Origin of the sequence: Planotetraspora silvatica (genome assembly GCF_016863315.1) — a bacterium.
GTDB lineage: Bacteria > Actinomycetota > Actinomycetes > Streptosporangiales > Streptosporangiaceae > Planotetraspora > Planotetraspora silvatica.
Genome location: NZ_BOOQ01000074.1, coordinates 1 through 17,163, shown reverse-complemented (window position 1 = coordinate 17,163; position 17,163 = coordinate 1). Strand labels below are relative to the sequence as shown.

The following is a 17,163-nucleotide window of genomic DNA, read 5'->3' as shown; positions in this document are numbered from 1 at the left end:
GCCTGTCCGTGTGAGCCCCGGTCGCGGATGGGAGCGTGCTGGACGCTGAGCCGCTCTTAGCGGTCGACGAACCGGCGTAGGTCGTCGGGTGACTGCACGCCGAGGCCGAACAGGTCGAATCCATCGTGGTCCTTCGACTTGAAAGCCGACGAGCCCGCGGGTGGGTGCCCGCGGGCTCGTCGCATGTGACAGGGGTCAGGGAATGTTGGAGGTGTACTTGCAGTCGCCGAAGGTGTTGGTCCCGGCGCCGCCGGCGCAGGAGTCGTTCAGGCCGGGTCCGCCGTTGAGGAAGTCGTTACCTGCCATGCCGACCAGCACGTCGTGGCCGTCGCCGCCCCACAACTCGTCGTTGCCGTCCTGCCCGAGCAGCAGGTCGTCACCACCGAGCCCCGTCAGCCTCTCGCCGTTCTCCCGGCCGCTGATGGTGTCGTTCAAGTTGGAGCCGTAGATCTGCTCGAAGTCGTTGTAGACCCGGTCGCCCTCGCCCGGCATGCCGTTGTCGTCCAGCCGATTGAGGTCCACGTTCACCCCGGCCGTTGCGTAGGTGTACAGCAGCGCGTCGGTACCCAGGCCACCGTTCATGGTGTCGGAGCCCAATCCGCCCACCACCACGTCATTGCCTTCATTGCCCTCGAGCTGGTCATTCCCATCTCCGCCATAAACAGCGTCGTCACCGGGTCCGCCGTCGATGACATCGTCACCGCCGAAGCCGCAGATCACGTCGTTGCCGCCGACGCCATTGATCACGTCCGGACTCGGCGAGCCGTACAGGACGTCGTCCACCGGCGACCCGAAGATCGTGCCGGAACCGGAACCGGTCACGAAATCACCCGCGCAGTCCTGCGCCTGGTCCCGCAGACCGATCCCCCAACGGCCCGACTCCGTCCGGAGGTTGGTCAGCAGATAACGGCCGTTGCGCGACAGAAGGCTGCCGGATACGGAGGATGCGGTGCCGTCCAGGCCGGTCAGCGCCCGCCTCGCACCCGTCGTAAGGTTCGCGAACACCGTCTGGCCAGAGGTGGAAACGTAGGTCAGGTACCGACTGTCGCGGGTGATCTCAGGCCGACTCGACCCTGCACCGGTAGCCGTTCCGCTCTCGTCGACGCTGACCAGGGTCACCGTCCCGGTCACCAAGTCCTTGAGGTAGAGGTCGGAGACGCCGTTGGTGTCCTGCGGAACCAGCTGCTCGGTGGTGAGGAACGGCATCTTCCCGGCATTGCTGATGTCGCCCGCGGTTCCGGACGGGGTGAAACGGGTGTATTCCCCGGTCACCTGATCGTAGACCGATGTCACCTCGTTGAGGGATACGTCCTGCCAGGTGTAGCGGATGAATCGCCCTCCCGGGCTCACCGCCGATCGGACGGGATTGAGGATGGTCTGCCAGGGTTGCTCGGCGGGAGCCTCAGGGGCTTTCAGCAGCTTGGTGACGCCCGTCTGCAGATCACGGATGTACCAGTTGTAGGATCCCGCACCCTCGATCATGGGAAGCATCGACTGGAACACGACCGTGCGCACCCCGTCGTAGGAGGCACCTCCTACGGGGTTGTAGTCGCTATTGGTCGGCTGATCCACCCTCGTGACCGTGTTCGTGACAAGGTCCTGGACCCAGACACCTCCCCAGCATTCACACTCCTCCATGCTGTAGACGAGCTTGCTGCCGTCCTCGCTCAGGCCGACGACCCCGTCGTAAGGCCCCCAGCCGGTCACGGGGGTACGCACGCCGGTCTTCCGGTTGAGCACGTAGAGACTGGAGGAGGTACCACAACGAGTACAAATCGCCGGGGAGATGAAGCTATAGGCGATTGTGTTGCCGTCGGCGCTGATCGCCCCAACAGTGGAGAAGCTGTAAAACAGCTGGTCGTCGTCGTAAACGCCACCATTCGGGGCCCGACCATCCATGACAGCCGCCGGCAGCGGCGGGCTCGGCAGGGGAGTGTCGGCGGCGAACGCCAGCGACGGCGCCGAAAACAGCGCCACGAACATGACGGCCGTTAAGGCCAGCGACGTGAATACTTTGCTCTTCCGGATGGGGACACGTTTCACGGTGAACTCCTCGTTGGGAGCGACGGGGCGTCAGGACCTTCGTCCGGGGACCGTTCCAGTGATTGAGCGTGTGTGGGCGTACCGCGGCGCCGCCGGGGCGGAGAAAGCACGAATTCGGAGTCATCGTGTGCGGATCGGATTGCCCGGCAGCGACCTCAGCATGAATGCAGGGCAACAAGATCCCGATCAGCTGGCAGTTCCAGCTAGTGAGCAGGAGGCTCTACCGTCGCGAGATCAGGACAGAGGTGTCGGACGTCGTCTTGCCAGTCGTTGATCTCTGCATCACCGCACTCCGGGAACGGCAGGCGAAGCAACCGTTGATCGGCAAATGTCCAGGCCCAGCATCCAGACGGAGCGCGCTTGTACTCCCCGGACCGAACGGACACCCTTGGGCTTTCCCCGAGCTTCACACCCAACTGAGCAGGGCCCGCCACGCATGTCGGGGCGGGGACAGGTCTCGAACACTGACCCGGACTACACCTCGACATCGTCGAACCGCCCATGACGCAGTCACTCACCAACGGGCACAGCCGGGCTTGCGGCGGCGGAGACGGACTGCTGGGCGCGCCGCTCCCCCGTCGAACTACCGGACGTCGAACTGGCCGGCCTTCACCCCATCGACGAACGCCCGCCACTCCTCAAGCGTGAAGAACACAACCGGACCCAGACGGTCCTTCGAGTTGCGGACTGCCCGTTGGCCGGTGCTCGCGACGCCGACCTCGACACAGTTGTCGGCCGCCCTGGAGAAGGTACTGATCTCCCAGATTTCGATGGACGGCGCGGTGCCCACGATGCCTCCCACTTATTGAGCCAAAAGGCTTGCAGCCCGAGCGGTCAGAAACTGAATAGTCGCCTCTTCCCCGAGCGCGGACGCCTGCACGAGATCGTAAATTGTTTCGTACTGCGCTACCTCATCGCACGAGTCCAAAACCTCCGACCGGCTGACGGACTCGACGTAGATCACGCTGGGGCTCCCCAGCCCGTCCAAGTCCTCCGGATCAACGAGGAAGTCCAGGATCGTGAAGGCGCCCGCCATGCCCGCGTGAAGACCGACCTCGTCCGGGATCACCCGGACAGAGACGTTCGAGGCCTGCGCCGCTTCGGCGAGGTGGAGGAGCTGCGCCGCCATGACGGCCTGAAGCTCATAGGCGCCAGGTGTCTACGTTGTAGGGCTTCCCACCCCCTACGGCAGACCCCTGCTGGCCTGCTGCGTAGCACCTGTAGAGCCGCGTAGACGGGGAGGTAGGCACCCCGTTGCGCGCCCAAGATCCCCTCCGGAGAGGAGCACCCCCATGGTCAAACCCGCGCCGAAGAAGTCGGCCAAGAAGCCGCCAGTCGTCACCGTTCAAGATCGGCGTTCTCTACTGCAGCACGTGCAAGGTCCGTTATAACAACCCGCTCACGCACACCTGCAAGGTCGGCTTCACGCCCAAGCAGAAGAAGCAGGCGGCCGCGAGGAACGGGGTCAAGCCGACGAAGAGGGGGGCGGTGAAACTCTTAGACCGGCTATTCCGCCGGCGCGTGTCATCTCGCGCCGATCTGGAAGCGGCGCTCGAGACGTTCCAGCCCCGCGAGGAGAGCCTGGGCGTGGCCGCGATCGCCGTGCGGCTCGCCGAGCGGCACCCGGTCCGGTACGGCGAGTGGACCGGCGTCACCGTCGTCATGCTGCTCAACCGCCGCGGCATCAGCCCCGTGCAGATCCGCCAGGGCGAGGACGAGGTCCTCGGTTACCTGCGTATGGCCGTCGTCTACGCGCTCGGGGAGGGGGAGCGATGATCGCCATAGGCACGATGACCCCGAGGCCTGGGATGATCTTCATCGCAGTCGGCATCCTGATGTTCGTCGTGATCGTGATCTCGATCAGCGCGAAGCGGAACCATCTCTCGTACCACCGCCCGTGCCACGGGACCGGCTGGCGGCGCTCCTGGTTTCTCGGTGGGCGGTTCCGGCCGTTCTCATGCAGGGGTGGCATCCACAACCACCGGCGCCCACGTCGACCTGGCGGACCTGGTCGAGTTGACGGACTTCAGCGCCTATCGCCGCCTGTGACTAGTACAGACTAGGCGCGGCCCATCATGGCGCCCAACTTGGCCAGAGCCTCTTCGGAGGGGCTGCCTGGGGCCGCTTGGGTGGTAACAAGACGCTGGCCGGGGGCGCTGTCGACGGAGAACGACTCCTGCCAGAGGATCAGGTCGCCGACAAGGGGGTGGCGAACGGGAATGGCGTCGCCGCGCCTGTACGTACGTCGTGGCGAGCCCACATCTGTTGAAAGTCTTCGCTTTCCTCCGAGAGCTCCCCGACCAGCTCGAGAAGGGACGGTTCCTCGTGGTCTGCGCCCACGACGGCACGTAGGTGGGCCACCACGCGATAAGCCTCCTGTTCCCAGGCCGTCCAGAATCCCTTGGCGGCCGGGTCGAGAAAAGGCATCCGCAGAACGTTGTCCGTGTGCTCTAACCCTCGAAGAGGGCGACACTCAGCGCGTTTTGGGCCAGCACGTCCGTTCGACGGTTCAGCACGTGCGCCGGCCCGTGGTCCCAGCTGTCCAGGAGCCGCAACACATGCGCTATGACCTGTTCATCCTCGCCATCGACCCCACACCTGCGCGCCCGGGTACGGGCGAGCCGGCGAAGATACTCGGCGGCTTCGGCGTCAAGGTGAAACACGCGTGCCAGGGCGTCGAGCACCTGATCCGACGGGCGGCGTTCTCTGCCCTGCTCCAGCCTCGCGTAGTAGTCGAGACTGACCCCCGCCAGCAAAGCCACCTCATCGCGGCGCAAGCCCGGCGTGCGCCGTCGGTCGTGACCGCTTGGCAAGCCGACCTCATCGGGGGACACGAGCTGACGCCGAGCACGGAGGAACTCGGCAAGGGGGCTTCGCATGCGGGACAGAATACGAAGCGCCAGGCCTAAAGCATGCAAACGAGGCAGGCTTATGAGCGGGTGCAATCACATTCGTGCTTGACGGCGCGGCCGGCGGGCGGCCCGCCGCTCCTTCATCGCGTATCGCCGCACACGCGTGGAGGTGGCCGCCCACGTGGACCTGGCCAATCTTGTCGCGTGGAGATGCCTGCCCGGTAGCCGAACGGACGTTCCCATTGGCATCACCAAAGAGTTACGGTCCGGCCATGGAAGAGCTCGACGTCGACCAGGCCGCCGCGAAGCTGTCGGACCTCGCGGGGGAAGCCCGGGCCCGCGGGGCGATCACCTCCGTCGTCGACGCCGGCGGCCGGCGTCTGGCCGCGGTAGTCCCGACCGAGGTGGCCGAGCAGTCGCTGCGGCTCCGCGCGGAGGCCGAGGCGGTCGAGGTCCGACCGTCGTAGACACTATCCCCCATATGCGACATATAGTCGCAAAGTGGACATAGGTCGACTCTCTGGAGACCAAGCCCGGCAGCCCGTCCGAGGACGCTCTGGCCCTGCTGCCAGCCGCGCCGCTAACGGGTATCGAGGTGAAGCGCGGGTGACTGACTCATCAGTCGACTACGGGGCGGTGTTCAAGGCCCTCGTGGCCCCATTGCTGGTAATGACGCCGGACTTCGTCATCCTGGCGGCCAGTGACTCCTATCTGAAGGTGATGGGGCGGGGCCAGGCAGACCTGCTCGGCCAGGACTTCTTCGCCGTCTTCCCCCCCAATCCAAACGATCCCGACGCGATAGAGGATTATCTGCGTGCTTCCCTGGAAAGGGTTGTCGCCACTGGCGAGCGGGACTTCATGGCTGTGCAAAGGTACGACCTCGAGGCGACCGGCAGACAGGGCGTGTTCGAGGACCGGTACTGGAGCGCGATCAACACGCCCGTCCTCGGCCCGGACGGTGAAGTGGAACTGATCATTCATCGGGTCGACGAGGTCACTGACCTCGTCCAGCAACTGGGGCGGTCCGGCGAACGCGGCGTCACGGGGGCGCGGGCGGAGCTGGAGACGATGAGAACCGACGTCTACGTTCGCGCACGCCAGCTCCTGGACGTCAACGAACGACTCAAGCAGACCACGTCGGCCCTGCAAGAGGCCCTCGACCGGCAGCGGCGGTTCGTCTTCGACGCCTCCCACGACCTGCGCAACCCGATCACCGGACTGCTGACCGAACTAGAGGTCGCGCTCTCAGAACCTGACAGCGACCTGCACCCGGTCCTCCGCAAATCGCTACGAGACGCCGAGCGCCTCAACGACATCGTCGCCGATCTGCTCGAACTCGCCCGCCTGGACACCGCGACGCCCACCACCACAGAACCGGTCGACCTGGCCCACCTCGTGATGGACGAACTGGAACGCCGCACTCTGACCGCCACCGTCCTCACCCGGCTCGACAAGCAGGTGGTGGTGTGCGCGTCCCGAATCCGGCTGGCCCGTCTCCTGGGCAATCTGCTGGCCAACGCCGAACGGCACACCACCACCACGATCGAGATCATCGTCACCACCGACCCGCCCAATGCGGTCCTGGAAGTCATTGACGACGGCCCCGGCATTGCCCCGGCCGACCGCGAAAGAGTCTTCGAACGCCTCTTCCGCTTGGACGATGCCCGTCGCCAGGATCCCGGAGGCTCCGGGCTCGGCCTGCCCATCGCCCGCGAGATCGCCCAGGCCTACGGCGGCCACCTCTACGCCGCCGACCACTCCACCGGTGCCCGTTTCGTCCTACGCCTCCCGTTCGCTGCCTAGGATCTGTTGAGCGAAGGTGGATCTTGGCGCCGGACGGGCATAGAGGCCGGCTGGTGGTAGCGACGCACCGGCCCATCTTCGAACGTGTGCGCCTGCTCGCCATCTGTTCGGCCCGGGTCGGTGCGGTCGCTTTGACTGGCCCTTAGAGGGCATCTGATCTTGTTTCGTAATGATCTGTCCGTATCGGGATGGCGACCTGGTCGTTGATCATGACGTGGTTTCCAGGCGCCCCTATCGCAGTGACCTGTCCGACGCCCGATGGGCGCTGATCGAACCGACGTTGACGGCATGGCGAGCCGCTCGGCAGGGGCCAGGAGTGGCGGCCCGTGTCCACGACCTGCGAGAAATCGTGAATGCGATCTTGTATGTATGCCGGACCGGGATCGCCTGGGAGTACCTGCCGCATGACTTCCCGCCATACAAGACGGTCTATGACTACTACGCCAAGTGGGAGGCCGACGGGACGACCCAGCGACTGCATGACCTGCTGCGAGAGCAGGTCCGGTTGAGCAAGGGTCGCAAGCCGGTCCCCAGTGCGGCGATTATCGACGCACAGAGCGTAAAAACCTCCGGCAACGTCGGCGAATCCAGCCAGGGCATTGATGCCGGTAAGAAGATCAAAGGCCGGAAACGGCACATCGCCACGGACACGTTGGGCCTGGTGCTGGCGGTGCTGGTGACGGCGGCATCCGTGCAGGACTCTGCTGGCGGTCGGGAGATTCTGAACGCCATCGCCGTCGAGCATCCGACCGTTTCGACGACCTGGGTTGATGGCGGTTACAACAACGCCGTCATCCGTCATGGCGCCGGGCGCGGGATCTCCGTCCAGGTCGTCAAACGCCTTGCTGGCAGCGGGTTTCAGGTGCTGCCGCGTCGCTGGGTCGTCGAGCGTACGCTGGGCTGGCTGATGCAGCATCGACGGCTCGTGCGCGACTACGAGACTCTCCCACAGCGATCCCGCTCCATGATCCATTGGGCGATGGCTAACATAATGAGCCGGACATTGACCGGAGAATCCACCCAAACCTGGCGCATAAAACGGCCTAAAGCAGACACTCCGCTCAATATCTAGATCAGATGCCCTCTTAGAGTCCTAACGCAATGAGCCGTCCTGGCCCTCGGCCGTTCATGTCCGCTTCGCGGCCCGCCCTCGACCGTCGGACGGCAGCCTAGCCCTGCGAGTCCGGCTTCCAGTCCTGGACGAGGAGCCCAAGCAGCACCTCGTCGAGGAACTCGCCCAGGCCGAGGAGCGCAGCACGCCCTCGCGGACGAAGACGCCCGCCCACCCCTGCGCGAGGGGGTGGGCGGGCGTAAGCGATGAAGACCAGCGAGGTCAGGCCGCGCTAGGAGTCAGATCGCGAAAATTTCGTTATGCGGCGAGGCTGAAGAACGAGCCGCCAGCGATGGACGTGATTCCAATGAGGCCGGTCCGGATGCCGATGGGTGTGTCTCGGCTGACGGTGCTGCCGTCGCCGAGCATGCCGCTGTTGTTGTTCCCCCAGGTGTTGAGGGGGCCGTTGGTCAGATAGGCGAGGCTGTGACTGCCGCCGGCGGCGATGAGTGCGACGTCGTTTAGAACGCCGACGCCGCCGGGTCCGAGCACGGTGACAGGCGTGGGGCTGATACCGCCGGTGGTGCCGTTACCGAGCTGACCGAAGTCATTCCAGCCCCAAGACCGGACGGTGTTGTTGGTCAGCAGAGCGAGCGCGTGATTGGCCCCGCCGGCGACGGCCTTGACATTACCTAGCATCCCGACACCGCCAGGGCCGACGACAGGTACCGGGACGGGACTGATGCCACCGGCAGTGCCGTTACCGAGTTGGCCCTCGGCGTTGCTTCCCCAAGTGCGGAGGGTACCGTCGTTGAGCAGGGCGATGCTGAAGTCATAACCGGCAGCGATGGCCTTGACGTTACTGAGGACGCCGACGCCGCCAGGGCCGACGACAGGTACCGGGACGGGGCTGATGCCGCCGGTGGTGCCGTTACCGAGTTGGCCGAAATTATTGATGCCCCATGCTCGGACGGTGCCGTTGGACAACAGCGCCAGGGCGTAGTTATAGCCAGCGGCGATGGCCACGACGCCGGTCAGGCCGGTGACCGGTGCGGGCAGGAATACGTCTGGGCCGACGACGCCGTTGCCGAGCTGGCCCAAGTCATTGGCGCCCCAGGCCTGGACGATGCCATTGCTTAGCCTCGCCAAGCTGAAGCCGCCTCCGGCCGCGATGGAGCGGACGCTGAGCAGGCCGGTTACAACCCCAGGTATCGACTGGTGGTCGCTGGTACCGTCGCCGAGTTGGCCATGCGTATTGGAGCCCCAGGCCTGGACAGTGCCGTTATCCAACAACGCCAGGCTATGGGTATCACGCACGGAGAGAGCGGTGACCTTGGCCGCCGTCAATCCGGCCACAGTCACGGGCGTTTGGCGCTGTGCAACAGGCGTGCCGATGCCGAGTGCACCGAAGCTGTTGTTTCCCCAGGATTTGACCTGTGGTGGGTCTGCCGCCGCCGACGACGCGGGGATCGACCCTAGGCCCAGCGTCAGGGCCACGAGTGCCACCCCCGCCGCGGCCGAGACCACTCTGCGCCGTTTTCCTGAGAACGCACCCTTAACGGAATTCATTACTTATCCCTCGAATGAAAGCATGCCGTCTGCGGCGGCTTTAATTCTGACCGCCACGGGTTAAACGGTGAGCGCACGCTATCAGGAGGTGAATGCGAAGCCCGGGAACCAAGCGACGTGGCGCTAATAGGCGATTTGAAACGCAAAAGGGCGCCCGCCCACCCCCGGAAGTGGGGTTGGCAGGCGCCTCTTCGTGTTGGGTCCCCGCCGCTCGAGCCACCAAGCGAAAACGGGGGGTCGATGCGGTCGGGGTAAACGCTGCGGCTACATACCGCCCGTATGCCTTGCAGCCATGCCGCCAGTCGTCGAACTCATGCCGACAGCGTAGATCGCGAACGGCTCAGATGGACGAGTTGAACGCGGCCACCGACAGCGTCTCCACGGAGATGGCTTCAGGCAGGACCCGCCCCAGCACCCGGTCCACGTCGTTACCGTCGACCTCGGCCAGCGGGCGGACACGAAGGTCGGTGAGCCCCGTCGGCGTTGCAGTTCTCATGTGATCAGGCTACCGACCAAAGACCGCCCGCCTATCCCCTGCGCAGGGGATAGGCGGGCGTCGAGCTGTTTGCTTCAGCTCAGCAGCAGGCAGGCACGCCGGCGGACGGACCGGCGGCGACGGAAGAGCCCGTCGCTGCCGTGACAGCGGCCGCAGCGCCAACGGACATCAGCACGGCGAGTACGGCAGTTGCGACGCGTCGACGCATGAACGCTCCTTGTGTTAGGGGGAGGACCTTCAGCGTCTCTTGGAAGCCGACGACTATCAAGACCCTTTAGCCCGGCCGCGCATTCGGGCCATCAGATGGACGAGTGGAACGCGGCCACGTTGACCGGCGTGCTGTCCGTGCGAAGCCAGCTGGGAAGTAGCCGCTGGACTCCCGGCAGGGCCATCACGCGGGTGAGCCCGGCCGAGACCGCGAGCGAGCCAGCGACGCACGGGAGGGCCTGCGAGATGCCGGATGCTGGTGGATCACCAGGGACGAAGGTCATGACAAGATCGACCAGTCCGAGTGCTGCGGCATCCCCGAGCATGGTCTTTGCTCCACGCTCCACAAGCGTCGCGCCGTATTCCACTGTCCGAAAGCCACAGCATCACCTAACGGCGTGCCGCCGGCAATGACTGCTCCTGGCGCTTCGAGGTCGGCACCCGCATCGAGCAGAGCGTCCAGCACCTCGACGTCATCACTGCTCGCAGCCCAGTGCAAGGGCGTCTCGGTGTGCGGGCCGGTGAATCTGGCCTTGACGTCGGCACCGGCCGCGACCAAAGTCACGACCGTTCTCGCACCGTGGGGAAAATGGCCAGGCCAATCGGTTGCCACGTGCAGCAGCGAGCGTGTCATGCCGCAGCCATCGCCCTTGTCCGGGTTGTCACCGAGCCGAGCCGTTGCCAGACCTGGGTTCTCGGTCAGTAGCCGGCGCAAGCGCTCTTGATCACCGCTGTGGATCGCGCCGACCACCGCGACGGCAAGCGGCTCCTCGGTGCCGATGATCAGCATGAGGCGTCCTTCCGAAGGGACGTTTCTGCGACCGTATCGCTCTCCATCGGGGGTGTCAGCGGACTAAAGACTATGCGGCCCGCGGCCGCATGCCCGGCCGGCGAGTGGGCGGAGGGTCGCGAGGCGGCGCGGAGCGCCACCCTTGATCCCTATAAGCACAATTCGCAAGGCACGTGGCTTGGCTGTGTGTCATGGTCGCGCCGACGCGCTCGGATGGCGTCTACGCGCGATTGCACGTGTGATCACGGGAAGGCCGATCAGGGTGGGCAGCATCCAGTAGGCCACTGGCGGAAGCCGGTCCCATAACGGCAGATGCGGGCCGTTGTCCACGTAGAAGCCGGTGAGAAACAGCACGTAGGACGCCCCCATCCCGAGGATGTGAATGTCCGGTCGGTGCCGCCTGTTCATGTAGCCCGTCAGGCCCGCGGCGAACGCCAGGGTGCCGATGGCGAAAAGGTGGGCGTTTTCTCGCCAGCGGGTCGCTGACATGACACTCAACGTGATGAAGACGACGACCAGTCCCCAGAGGTAGGCGCGTCCGAATCGCTTATGCCGGGAGCTTCCCTTGCGGGTCAGGGCGGCCGTCGCGCCGCTTGTTACGCAGGTGAGCCCGGCGGCGACATGGAACGCGAGCGCAGTGAGGAACAACGGTCCTGCGTTGGGAATCGGAGTGCCCAAGATGTCGATGTCGTCCACGGCATCTCCCATGCGTAGTGTTGCTACCTATAGCGACGCTACTCCGAGCCTTGGCTGTCGGGAAGAGGAGATGTAGCGTTACTACCTATGAGAGCCGAAGCGCTCAAAGGGCACCTGGACGGACTCCTGCTCGCCGCGCTCGAAGACGGACCCCGGCACGGCTACGCGGTTAAGGAAGCCTTGCGCGACGCCACGGACGGCAGGCTCGACTTGCCTACGGGCACCGTCTACCCGGCGCTGCACCGGCTGGAGCAGGCGGGCTTGATCATAGGAAACTGGTCGGTGGTGGGCGGCCGTAGGCGGCGCTCGTATGAGCTGACCGAGGACGGGCGGCGCTCCCTGGCAGGGGCACGCGACAACTGGCAGGAGTTCGTCGCCGCCATCTCCGCAGCACTACGGGGTGCCCCATGGCCAGCTACGAACTGATCGAACGTCACATCCAGACACTCGCTGAGCGGCTTCCCCGTCCTGTGGTGGAAGAACTCGCCGACGGCCTTTCGACCTCGTACGAGGATCAGCTTGAACGGCTCGGTGATCCGGAGGCGGCGGCCAGGGCGGCGCTGGCCAATTTCGGTGACCCCGACACGATCACCACCGCTTTCGTCCGTCTGTCTCCCGGCAAGACAACCGCGATCCGGCTCCTCGTCATCGGCCCACTCGTTGGACTGAGCTGGGGAGCCGCTCTTGTCACCGGCCACACGTGGGCCTGGTCGATACCCCTGCCGGCACGCCTGGCCTTCGGCATCGCGCTCAGCACGGCCGTGTTCATGCTGGTCCTCGCCGCCCGGGAACGGCGCCACTACCAAGCCGTACGGCTGGCGGCGCTGGGCGGCGCGGTAAACGTGATCGTCCTCGACTCGGCCATACTCGGGACGGTCGCATCGCTCGTCCCTCCGCCCTCCGTCCTACTCCTGCTGGCACTGACGGCCAGCATTGTAAGGATCTTGCTCGTGGTTCGAGCCGTACCGGCGATGATCAGGCACCCGTGATCGTGCATTTGTGTGAGGGGGCAGGCCGTTCGTTCGGCTGCGTGATCCTTTCGGGGACCAGCCGGGGCACCAGGCGGGTGTAGGCGACCATGCCCACGACCTCGACGAGGGTCTGAGTGACCACGACGACGGCGGCGACGGACAGGTCGCCGGGCAGGGCAAGGGCGAGCGGGAGGACGACCAGGGAGTTGCGGGTGGCGCCGGTGAAGGCGACCGCGCGGCCTGCCGGGCTTCGAGGCGGAAGAGGCGGGCCACGGCCTTGCCCGCGAACTCCATGACGATCAGGAATGCGGCGTAGAAGGGGATGACCGCCGCGACGTCGGCGAGGCTGTCGCCGAGCTTGGGCACCTGGGAGGCGACCACGACGAGCAGGGTCTCGGCCCATCAGCGGGACCATCGTGGTGGTCGCCGCGTCGGAGACCTTCTGCCCGGCCGGACGGCGCGGCCCACGCCTGCAGGGCCCACGCCAGGGCCAGCGGGATGACGATCAGCACCAGGAACGCCTCAATGAACGGTCCGACCTCGACGATGTCGGCCAGCTCCGAGCACATGAACAGGAACAGCGGCGGCAGCAGCATCTGGGCGACGAGCAGCACCGGGGTGGCCGCGAGCAGGCGGCGGCTGGAGCCGCCGACCAGCCCGGAGAAGACGATCACGTAGTCCACGCACGGGCACAGCAGCACCAGCAAGACCCCGAGCCGTACGACCTGGTCGGCGGGCAGGAAGACGAACATCGCGGCGACCACGAGCGGCACCACGACGAAGTTCACGACCAGCGCGGCCGACAGGAACCGGCCGTCGCGTAGCAAGCGGAACAGCTCGGCGGCCGGGACCTGGAGGAAGGTGACGAACAGCAGCGCGCCGAGCACCGGGTTGATCGCGTGCCCCAGCCCCGGGCCCATGGCGGGGGCCGCCCAGCCGAGCAGGGCGCTGGCGGCGATCGCCGCCAGGTAGATTGCGACCTGGCGGTGTTCCATCCGCTCAACCAGGCCCTGCGGTCCCTGCTGCGACACCCGAACGCTTCAGACGTACCCGGGCCGCCCTCCTTGACCTCTGCCAGACCAGCTATGGATCATGGTTTATGAGCCTCATACCCCCAGTCGTGGTCCGCCTGGTAAGACGATGGAGTACCGGCCGGTTCATCTTCTTCGTGGTCGGCGCCGGCCTCGCCTGCGTAGCCGTAGCTGCGGGCTCGTCCACCTACGCCGACGCGTACGACTTCGCAGACACCTCGCGATGCGACACCCTGCCAGCCGACCGGCGGATGGACTGCATCACCACAGTGGCGGTGACCGTCGTCTCGCGCTCGATCTCTACGACCCCGGACCACCAGCCTCCGGTGAACCCGCTCCCGAACCCGCCTCCCATCCCGCCGCCCCAGCCGCCCATCTTCAGAGTGGCCGCAATGGGCGTCGCCGCCGCGGCGGACGTCGATTACGAGGTGATCGTCGAGGTCGTCGGGGCGTCCCACCGCCAGTACACGATTCCGGTGGACAAGCAGCTGTACGACGAGGCCCGGCCCGGCGCGCACGGGATGGCCGACATGTGGCGCGGTCACGTGCTGAGACTGTCCATCGGCGGTTCCCGCAGCATCGGATGGATCCCAATCGGTTTCGCCTTCGCTTGCGCCCTCGGGTGGGTCGGGACGGTGCTGATGGGCGGCTCGCTGCTGGTGTCCACGCGCCTTTCCTGGTCCGCGTTCGACCGCCTGTGCCTGATCGGGTTCCCCCTGATAGCGGCCGGATTCTTCGTCCCCTTCCTCCTTGCCATCCCGTGGCGACCGGCGTGGCGGGTGGTGCCCGTCGTCATGATGTGCCTCGCGGCGATCCTGATCGTCGCGGCCCTCTGGGCCAACCGGACGGGCCTGCGCCACGGGCCGCGGAGGTAGCACTGCCGACCCGAAAACCCAGATCAAGGAAAGCTTCGAACGAGGTTTCACCTATGGGTGCCGATAACCTCATCCACCTGGTGTGACCTGCAATGAGGCGGATCTGTTCGTGGACGAGGGATGTGCGTGTGGTGCTGCACGATGGACGGTCATGTGTCTGCGGTTCGTCTATCTCTTCGTCGTCAGCGTGTTCTCCTGGATGCGGTTGGCCCGCCGGCAGGGTGCGTGGAAGGACGCGGAGATTGTGCTGTTGCGTCACCAACTCGCCGTGCTGCAACGCCAGCAGGTGCGCAGGCCGAGATTGAGATGGTCCGACCGCGCGTTGATCGCTGCGCTGGCCGGTGCGATCCCCAAGGCACGGCGGGCGGGACTACGGTTGCTGGTGACCCCGGATACGGTGTTGCGATGGCATCGTGACCTGCTGCGCCGCCGATGGGCCGCCAGATCCCGGGCGGGTCGCTCTGGTCGGCCCGGCACACGGCGCGACATCCGTGGCCTGGTCCTTCGGCTGGCAAGCGAAAATCCGGGCTGGGGCTACCGGCGCATCCACGGCGAGCTCGCCGGCCTCGATATCCGCATTGCGCCCTCGACAGTGTGGGAGATCCTGACCAAGGCAGGGGTCGACCCCGCGCCGCGGCGGACCGGGCCGACCTGGGCACAGTTCCTGCGCGCCCAGGCCGAAGCGATCATCGCCACGGACTTCTTCACCGTCGACTTGCTGAACGGCGCGCAGGTGTACTGTCTGGCGGTCATCGAACACGCGACCCGCCGCGTTCACGTCCTGGGAGTCACCGACCACTCGACCGCGGCGTGGGTGACTCAGCAGGCCCGGAATCTGCTGATGGACCTTGACGACCATGCCGAGAAGATCAAATTCTTCGTCCGTGACCGGGACAGCAAGTTCGTAGCCACCTTTGACGCGGTGTTCCAGAGCGCCGGCATAAGGATCATCAGCAGCCCGGTGCGGGCGCCTCGCACGAACGCGATCATGGAGCGGTGGATCGGTTCCTGCCGCCGGGAGATCCTCGACCGGACCCTGGTGTGGAATCAGGCGCACCTGCGGCTTGTCCTGGCCGAGTACGAAGATCATTACAATGGGCACAGGCCGCATAGCACGCTCGGCCAGGCCAGTCCGCTCACCAAGCTCCCTGAGCCCGCGAACCTAGATCAATTCAAGGTCCGGCGACGTGACCGTCTCGGCGGCATCCTCCACGAATACTCCCAGGTCGCATGACGTGGACGAGGTTTTCGGCACGCACACGGGCAGCGCGGCGACTCGCCGCAGTTCGAACCCGTGCTGAGGAAGGTCCGCGTGGCCCGTATCAGGGCGGGTCGGCCGCGCGTCCGTCCCGATCGGGTGCGTGCCGACAAGGCGTACGGCTCCCGGAAGAACCGTGCCTACCTGCGCCGACGTGGGATCCGGTGCACGATCCCGGAGAAGAAGGACCAGGTCCGCAACCGTAAAGAAGCTCGGCTCCCGCGGGGGCCGGCCGCCGACGTTCGACAAGGCCGACTACCGCGAGAGGCACGCGGTCGAATGCGGGATCAATCGCCTCAAGCGCCACCGGGCCGTGGCCACGAGGTACGACAAACTCGCCGTCCGCTACTAAGCAACCGTGCTGGTCGCGGCCATCAATGAGTGGCTGTGACCAAACTGCCGCACCAGCCTTCACTTAACCCTTTGCCGAGGAACCGATAGGCCAGCTAAGTTGTCGCAGCCGTCTATGTTGATCCGGACCGGCGCTGTCGACGAGGAGGTGTGGAGCACATGCGCAGGAGTGCCCAGCAGTTGAGCCCGCGTACTGACCTTTGCCACCTCCTCACGACGGAGACACCTTGTCGCTCCGCATCACCCCACTGACCGACCCCGCTCACGGGGCGCACAGCCGACGCCTTGCATGGCTGGCGTCCGACGCCGATTCCATCCCCGTCGGGACGGCCTTTCTGCGTCTGTTCGATGGCGGACAACAGCACCTGGCCGAACTGACCCTCCACGTCCATCCCGTGGAGCGCCGCAAGGGCGTCGGCTCCCGGCTCCTCGACACCGCCATGGCCGCCGCCCGGGACAACGCCCGACGCTGCGTCATGGCGCAGGCCCAGGCCGGATCGCCCGGCGACCAATTCCTGCCGGCCCGCGGCTTCCGCAAGGTCCTCACCCTGAGGTACGCCCGCTTGCCACTGGCCGACGTGGACACCATCGCCATCGCCGAGATCATCGAGCGTCCGCATCCCGGCTACCGGCTGGCATCATGGCAGGGAATCGTCCCCGACGCCCTCGCCCAGACGTTTGCCGCCTCACGCCGCGCCATGGACGACATGCCCATGGAAGACACCGACTACGGCACCGTGGCCTGGGACGTGGACCGGGTCCGGGCTGCGGCGAAGGCCGTCGAAGAGCGCGGCGACCAGTTGCACACGGTCGTCGCCATCGACACCTGCGACGACTCGATCGCCGGATTCACCGAACTCGTCGTCCCCGGCAATGGCACGGGTGATGGCCAGCACTACGGCACCGGCGTACTGCCCGAGCACCGCGGGCACGGCCTCGGCCGATGGATGAAGGCAGAGTCGATCCGGCGAGCCCACGGGCGCTATCCAGACCTCGGCGGCCTCCTGACCGACACCGCCGACAGCAACACGCACATGAGACACATCAGCGACAGCCTCGGCTACGTGCCCACGCACACGACCCTGCAGTATCAGCTCGACCTGTAGAGACGAGCGGACGGGCCGGACCTGGGCATCACCTCGTCCGGCCCGTCGGCACTTTCACAACAGG

General features: G+C 66.0%; 20 protein-coding genes and 1 pseudogene. 10 read left to right on the top strand and 11 right to left on the bottom strand.

The window, feature by feature from the left end:
- Positions 1-195: 195 nt before the first annotated feature.
- From Psi02_RS39220 to Psi02_RS39210, 3 genes are all read right to left on the bottom strand, one after another.
- Positions 196-2,043, bottom strand: a complete 1,848-nt coding sequence (locus Psi02_RS39220; RefSeq protein ID WP_203980991.1) for a calcium-binding protein — start codon at positions 2,041-2,043, stop codon at positions 196-198.
- Between the two features lie 583 nt (positions 2,044-2,626).
- Complete coding sequence (locus Psi02_RS39215; protein WP_239095536.1) at positions 2,627-2,833, bottom strand: DUF397 domain-containing protein; 207 nt, start codon at positions 2,831-2,833, stop codon at positions 2,627-2,629.
- A gap of 12 nt (positions 2,834-2,845) precedes the next feature.
- On the bottom strand, positions 2,846-3,172 hold the full coding sequence (locus Psi02_RS39210) for a Scr1 family TA system antitoxin-like transcriptional regulator (RefSeq protein WP_203980990.1): 327 nt from the start codon (positions 3,170-3,172) through the stop codon (positions 2,846-2,848).
- Positions 3,173-3,564: 392 nt separating this feature from the next.
- On the opposite strand from Psi02_RS39210, the gene Psi02_RS39205 reads away from it, so the two are divergent.
- The gene (locus Psi02_RS39205) at positions 3,565-3,819 is read left to right on the top strand and encodes a hypothetical protein (RefSeq protein WP_203980989.1); all 255 of its coding nucleotides are present in this window, start codon (positions 3,565-3,567) and stop codon (positions 3,817-3,819) included.
- 283 nt (positions 3,820-4,102) lie between these two features.
- Here the strand turns inward: Psi02_RS39205 and Psi02_RS41385 are convergent.
- Positions 4,103-4,470, bottom strand: a pseudogene (locus tag Psi02_RS41385) (MmyB family transcriptional regulator).
- Between the two features lie 23 nt (positions 4,471-4,493).
- Positions 4,494-4,922 carry a helix-turn-helix domain-containing protein gene (locus tag Psi02_RS41380; RefSeq protein ID WP_239095534.1) on the bottom strand — a complete coding sequence of 143 codons (429 nt, stop codon included), beginning with the start codon at positions 4,920-4,922 and terminating at the stop codon, positions 4,494-4,496.
- Between the two features lie 245 nt (positions 4,923-5,167).
- Here Psi02_RS41380 and Psi02_RS39195 point away from each other — a divergent pair, with 245 nt between their 5' ends.
- The 3 genes from Psi02_RS39195 to Psi02_RS39185 all read left to right on the top strand — a co-directional run bounded on the left by Psi02_RS39195 (position 5,168) and on the right by Psi02_RS39185 (position 7,770).
- Positions 5,168-5,362: a hypothetical protein gene (locus Psi02_RS39195; protein ID WP_203980988.1), complete on the top strand. Its 195-nt coding sequence runs from the start codon at positions 5,168-5,170 to the stop codon at positions 5,360-5,362.
- 139 nt (positions 5,363-5,501) lie between these two features.
- Entirely contained in the window at positions 5,502-6,698 is a 1,197-nt protein-coding gene (locus Psi02_RS39190) for a PAS domain-containing sensor histidine kinase (protein ID WP_203980987.1), read from the top strand.
- Positions 6,699-6,912: 214 nt separating this feature from the next.
- Positions 6,913-7,770 (top strand): IS5 family transposase, encoded by an 858-nt coding sequence (locus Psi02_RS39185; RefSeq protein ID WP_203980992.1) that lies wholly within the window; start codon positions 6,913-6,915, stop codon positions 7,768-7,770.
- Positions 7,771-8,067: 297 nt separating this feature from the next.
- Here the strand turns inward: Psi02_RS39185 and Psi02_RS39180 are convergent, their stop codons facing one another.
- The 5 genes from Psi02_RS39180 to Psi02_RS39160 form a co-directional block, all read right to left on the bottom strand.
- Positions 8,068-9,246 carry an RCC1 domain-containing protein gene (locus Psi02_RS39180; RefSeq protein WP_203980986.1) on the bottom strand — a complete coding sequence of 393 codons (1,179 nt, stop codon included), beginning with the start codon at positions 9,244-9,246 and terminating at the stop codon, positions 8,068-8,070.
- Between the two features lie 412 nt (positions 9,247-9,658).
- Positions 9,659-9,814, bottom strand: a complete 156-nt coding sequence (locus Psi02_RS39175) for an FxSxx-COOH-like cyclophane-containing RiPP peptide (RefSeq protein ID WP_203980985.1) — start codon at positions 9,812-9,814, stop codon at positions 9,659-9,661.
- 299 nt (positions 9,815-10,113) lie between these two features.
- Entirely contained in the window at positions 10,114-10,305 is a 192-nt protein-coding gene (locus Psi02_RS39170) for a hypothetical protein (RefSeq protein ID WP_203980984.1), read from the bottom strand.
- Complete coding sequence (locus Psi02_RS39165) at positions 10,302-10,811, bottom strand: ankyrin repeat domain-containing protein (protein WP_203980983.1); 510 nt, start codon at positions 10,809-10,811, stop codon at positions 10,302-10,304. The genes Psi02_RS39170 and Psi02_RS39165 overlap by 4 nt, the downstream gene beginning before the upstream one ends.
- A 189-nt stretch (positions 10,812-11,000) precedes the next feature.
- The gene (locus Psi02_RS39160; protein ID WP_203980982.1) at positions 11,001-11,507 is read right to left on the bottom strand and encodes a hypothetical protein; all 507 of its coding nucleotides are present in this window, start codon (positions 11,505-11,507) and stop codon (positions 11,001-11,003) included.
- Positions 11,508-11,594: 87 nt separating this feature from the next.
- Between Psi02_RS39160 and Psi02_RS39155 the strand changes: the two genes are divergently transcribed.
- Together Psi02_RS39155 and Psi02_RS39150 are read left to right on the top strand one after the other, a co-directional pair.
- A complete protein-coding gene (locus tag Psi02_RS39155) occupies positions 11,595-11,933 on the top strand; it encodes a PadR family transcriptional regulator (protein ID WP_203980981.1) in 339 nt (112 codons plus the stop codon).
- Positions 11,915-12,496 (top strand): hypothetical protein, encoded by a 582-nt coding sequence (locus Psi02_RS39150; RefSeq protein ID WP_203980980.1) that lies wholly within the window; start codon positions 11,915-11,917, stop codon positions 12,494-12,496. The genes Psi02_RS39155 and Psi02_RS39150 overlap by 19 nt, the downstream gene beginning before the upstream one ends.
- A gap of 281 nt (positions 12,497-12,777) precedes the next feature.
- Here Psi02_RS39150 and Psi02_RS39145 read toward each other — a convergent pair whose 3' ends face one another.
- Complete coding sequence (locus Psi02_RS39145) at positions 12,778-13,509, bottom strand: hypothetical protein (protein WP_203980979.1); 732 nt, start codon at positions 13,507-13,509, stop codon at positions 12,778-12,780.
- Positions 13,510-13,577: 68 nt separating this feature from the next.
- On the opposite strand from Psi02_RS39145, the gene Psi02_RS39140 reads away from it, so the two are divergent.
- The 4 genes from Psi02_RS39140 to Psi02_RS39125 all read left to right on the top strand — a co-directional run bounded on the left by Psi02_RS39140 (position 13,578) and on the right by Psi02_RS39125 (position 17,099).
- Positions 13,578-14,384, top strand: coding sequence for a hypothetical protein (locus Psi02_RS39140; protein WP_203980978.1), 807 nt, complete (start codon positions 13,578-13,580; stop codon positions 14,382-14,384).
- 151 nt (positions 14,385-14,535) lie between these two features.
- Positions 14,536-15,618 carry an integrase core domain-containing protein gene (locus Psi02_RS39135; RefSeq protein ID WP_203980977.1) on the top strand — a complete coding sequence of 361 codons (1,083 nt, stop codon included), beginning with the start codon at positions 14,536-14,538 and terminating at the stop codon, positions 15,616-15,618.
- A gap of 60 nt (positions 15,619-15,678) precedes the next feature.
- The gene (locus Psi02_RS40570) at positions 15,679-16,023 is read left to right on the top strand and encodes a transposase (RefSeq protein ID WP_239095533.1); all 345 of its coding nucleotides are present in this window, start codon (positions 15,679-15,681) and stop codon (positions 16,021-16,023) included.
- Between the two features lie 197 nt (positions 16,024-16,220).
- The gene (locus tag Psi02_RS39125; RefSeq protein ID WP_203980975.1) at positions 16,221-17,099 is read left to right on the top strand and encodes a GNAT family N-acetyltransferase; all 879 of its coding nucleotides are present in this window, start codon (positions 16,221-16,223) and stop codon (positions 17,097-17,099) included.
- The last annotated feature ends 64 nt before the right edge of the window (positions 17,100-17,163 follow it).

Bases quoted from the DNA above. Each gene is read 5' to 3' on its own strand.
- Psi02_RS39210 (WP_203980990.1), bottom strand. From the start codon at position 3,172: ATGGCGGCGCAGCTCCTCCACCTCGCCGAAGCGGCGCAGGCCTCGAAC.
- Psi02_RS41380 (WP_239095534.1), bottom strand. From the start codon at position 4,922: ATGCGAAGCCCCCTTGCCGAGTTCCTCCGTGCTCGGCGTCAGCTCGTG.
- Psi02_RS39195 (WP_203980988.1), top strand. From the start codon at position 5,168: ATGGAAGAGCTCGACGTCGACCAGGCCGCCGCGAAGCTGTCGGACCTC.
- Psi02_RS39175 (WP_203980985.1), bottom strand. From the start codon at position 9,814: ATGAGAACTGCAACGCCGACGGGGCTCACCGACCTTCGTGTCCGCCCG.
- Psi02_RS39170 (WP_203980984.1), bottom strand. From the start codon at position 10,305: ATGACCTTCGTCCCTGGTGATCCACCAGCATCCGGCATCTCGCAGGCC.
- Psi02_RS39165 (WP_203980983.1), bottom strand. From the start codon at position 10,811: ATGCTGATCATCGGCACCGAGGAGCCGCTTGCCGTCGCGGTGGTCGGC.
- Psi02_RS39155 (WP_203980981.1), top strand. From the start codon at position 11,595: ATGAGAGCCGAAGCGCTCAAAGGGCACCTGGACGGACTCCTGCTCGCC.
- Psi02_RS39150 (WP_203980980.1), top strand. From the start codon at position 11,915: ATGGCCAGCTACGAACTGATCGAACGTCACATCCAGACACTCGCTGAG.
- Psi02_RS39140 (WP_203980978.1), top strand. From the start codon at position 13,578: ATGAGCCTCATACCCCCAGTCGTGGTCCGCCTGGTAAGACGATGGAGT.
- Psi02_RS39135 (WP_203980977.1), top strand. From the start codon at position 14,536: ATGTGTCTGCGGTTCGTCTATCTCTTCGTCGTCAGCGTGTTCTCCTGG.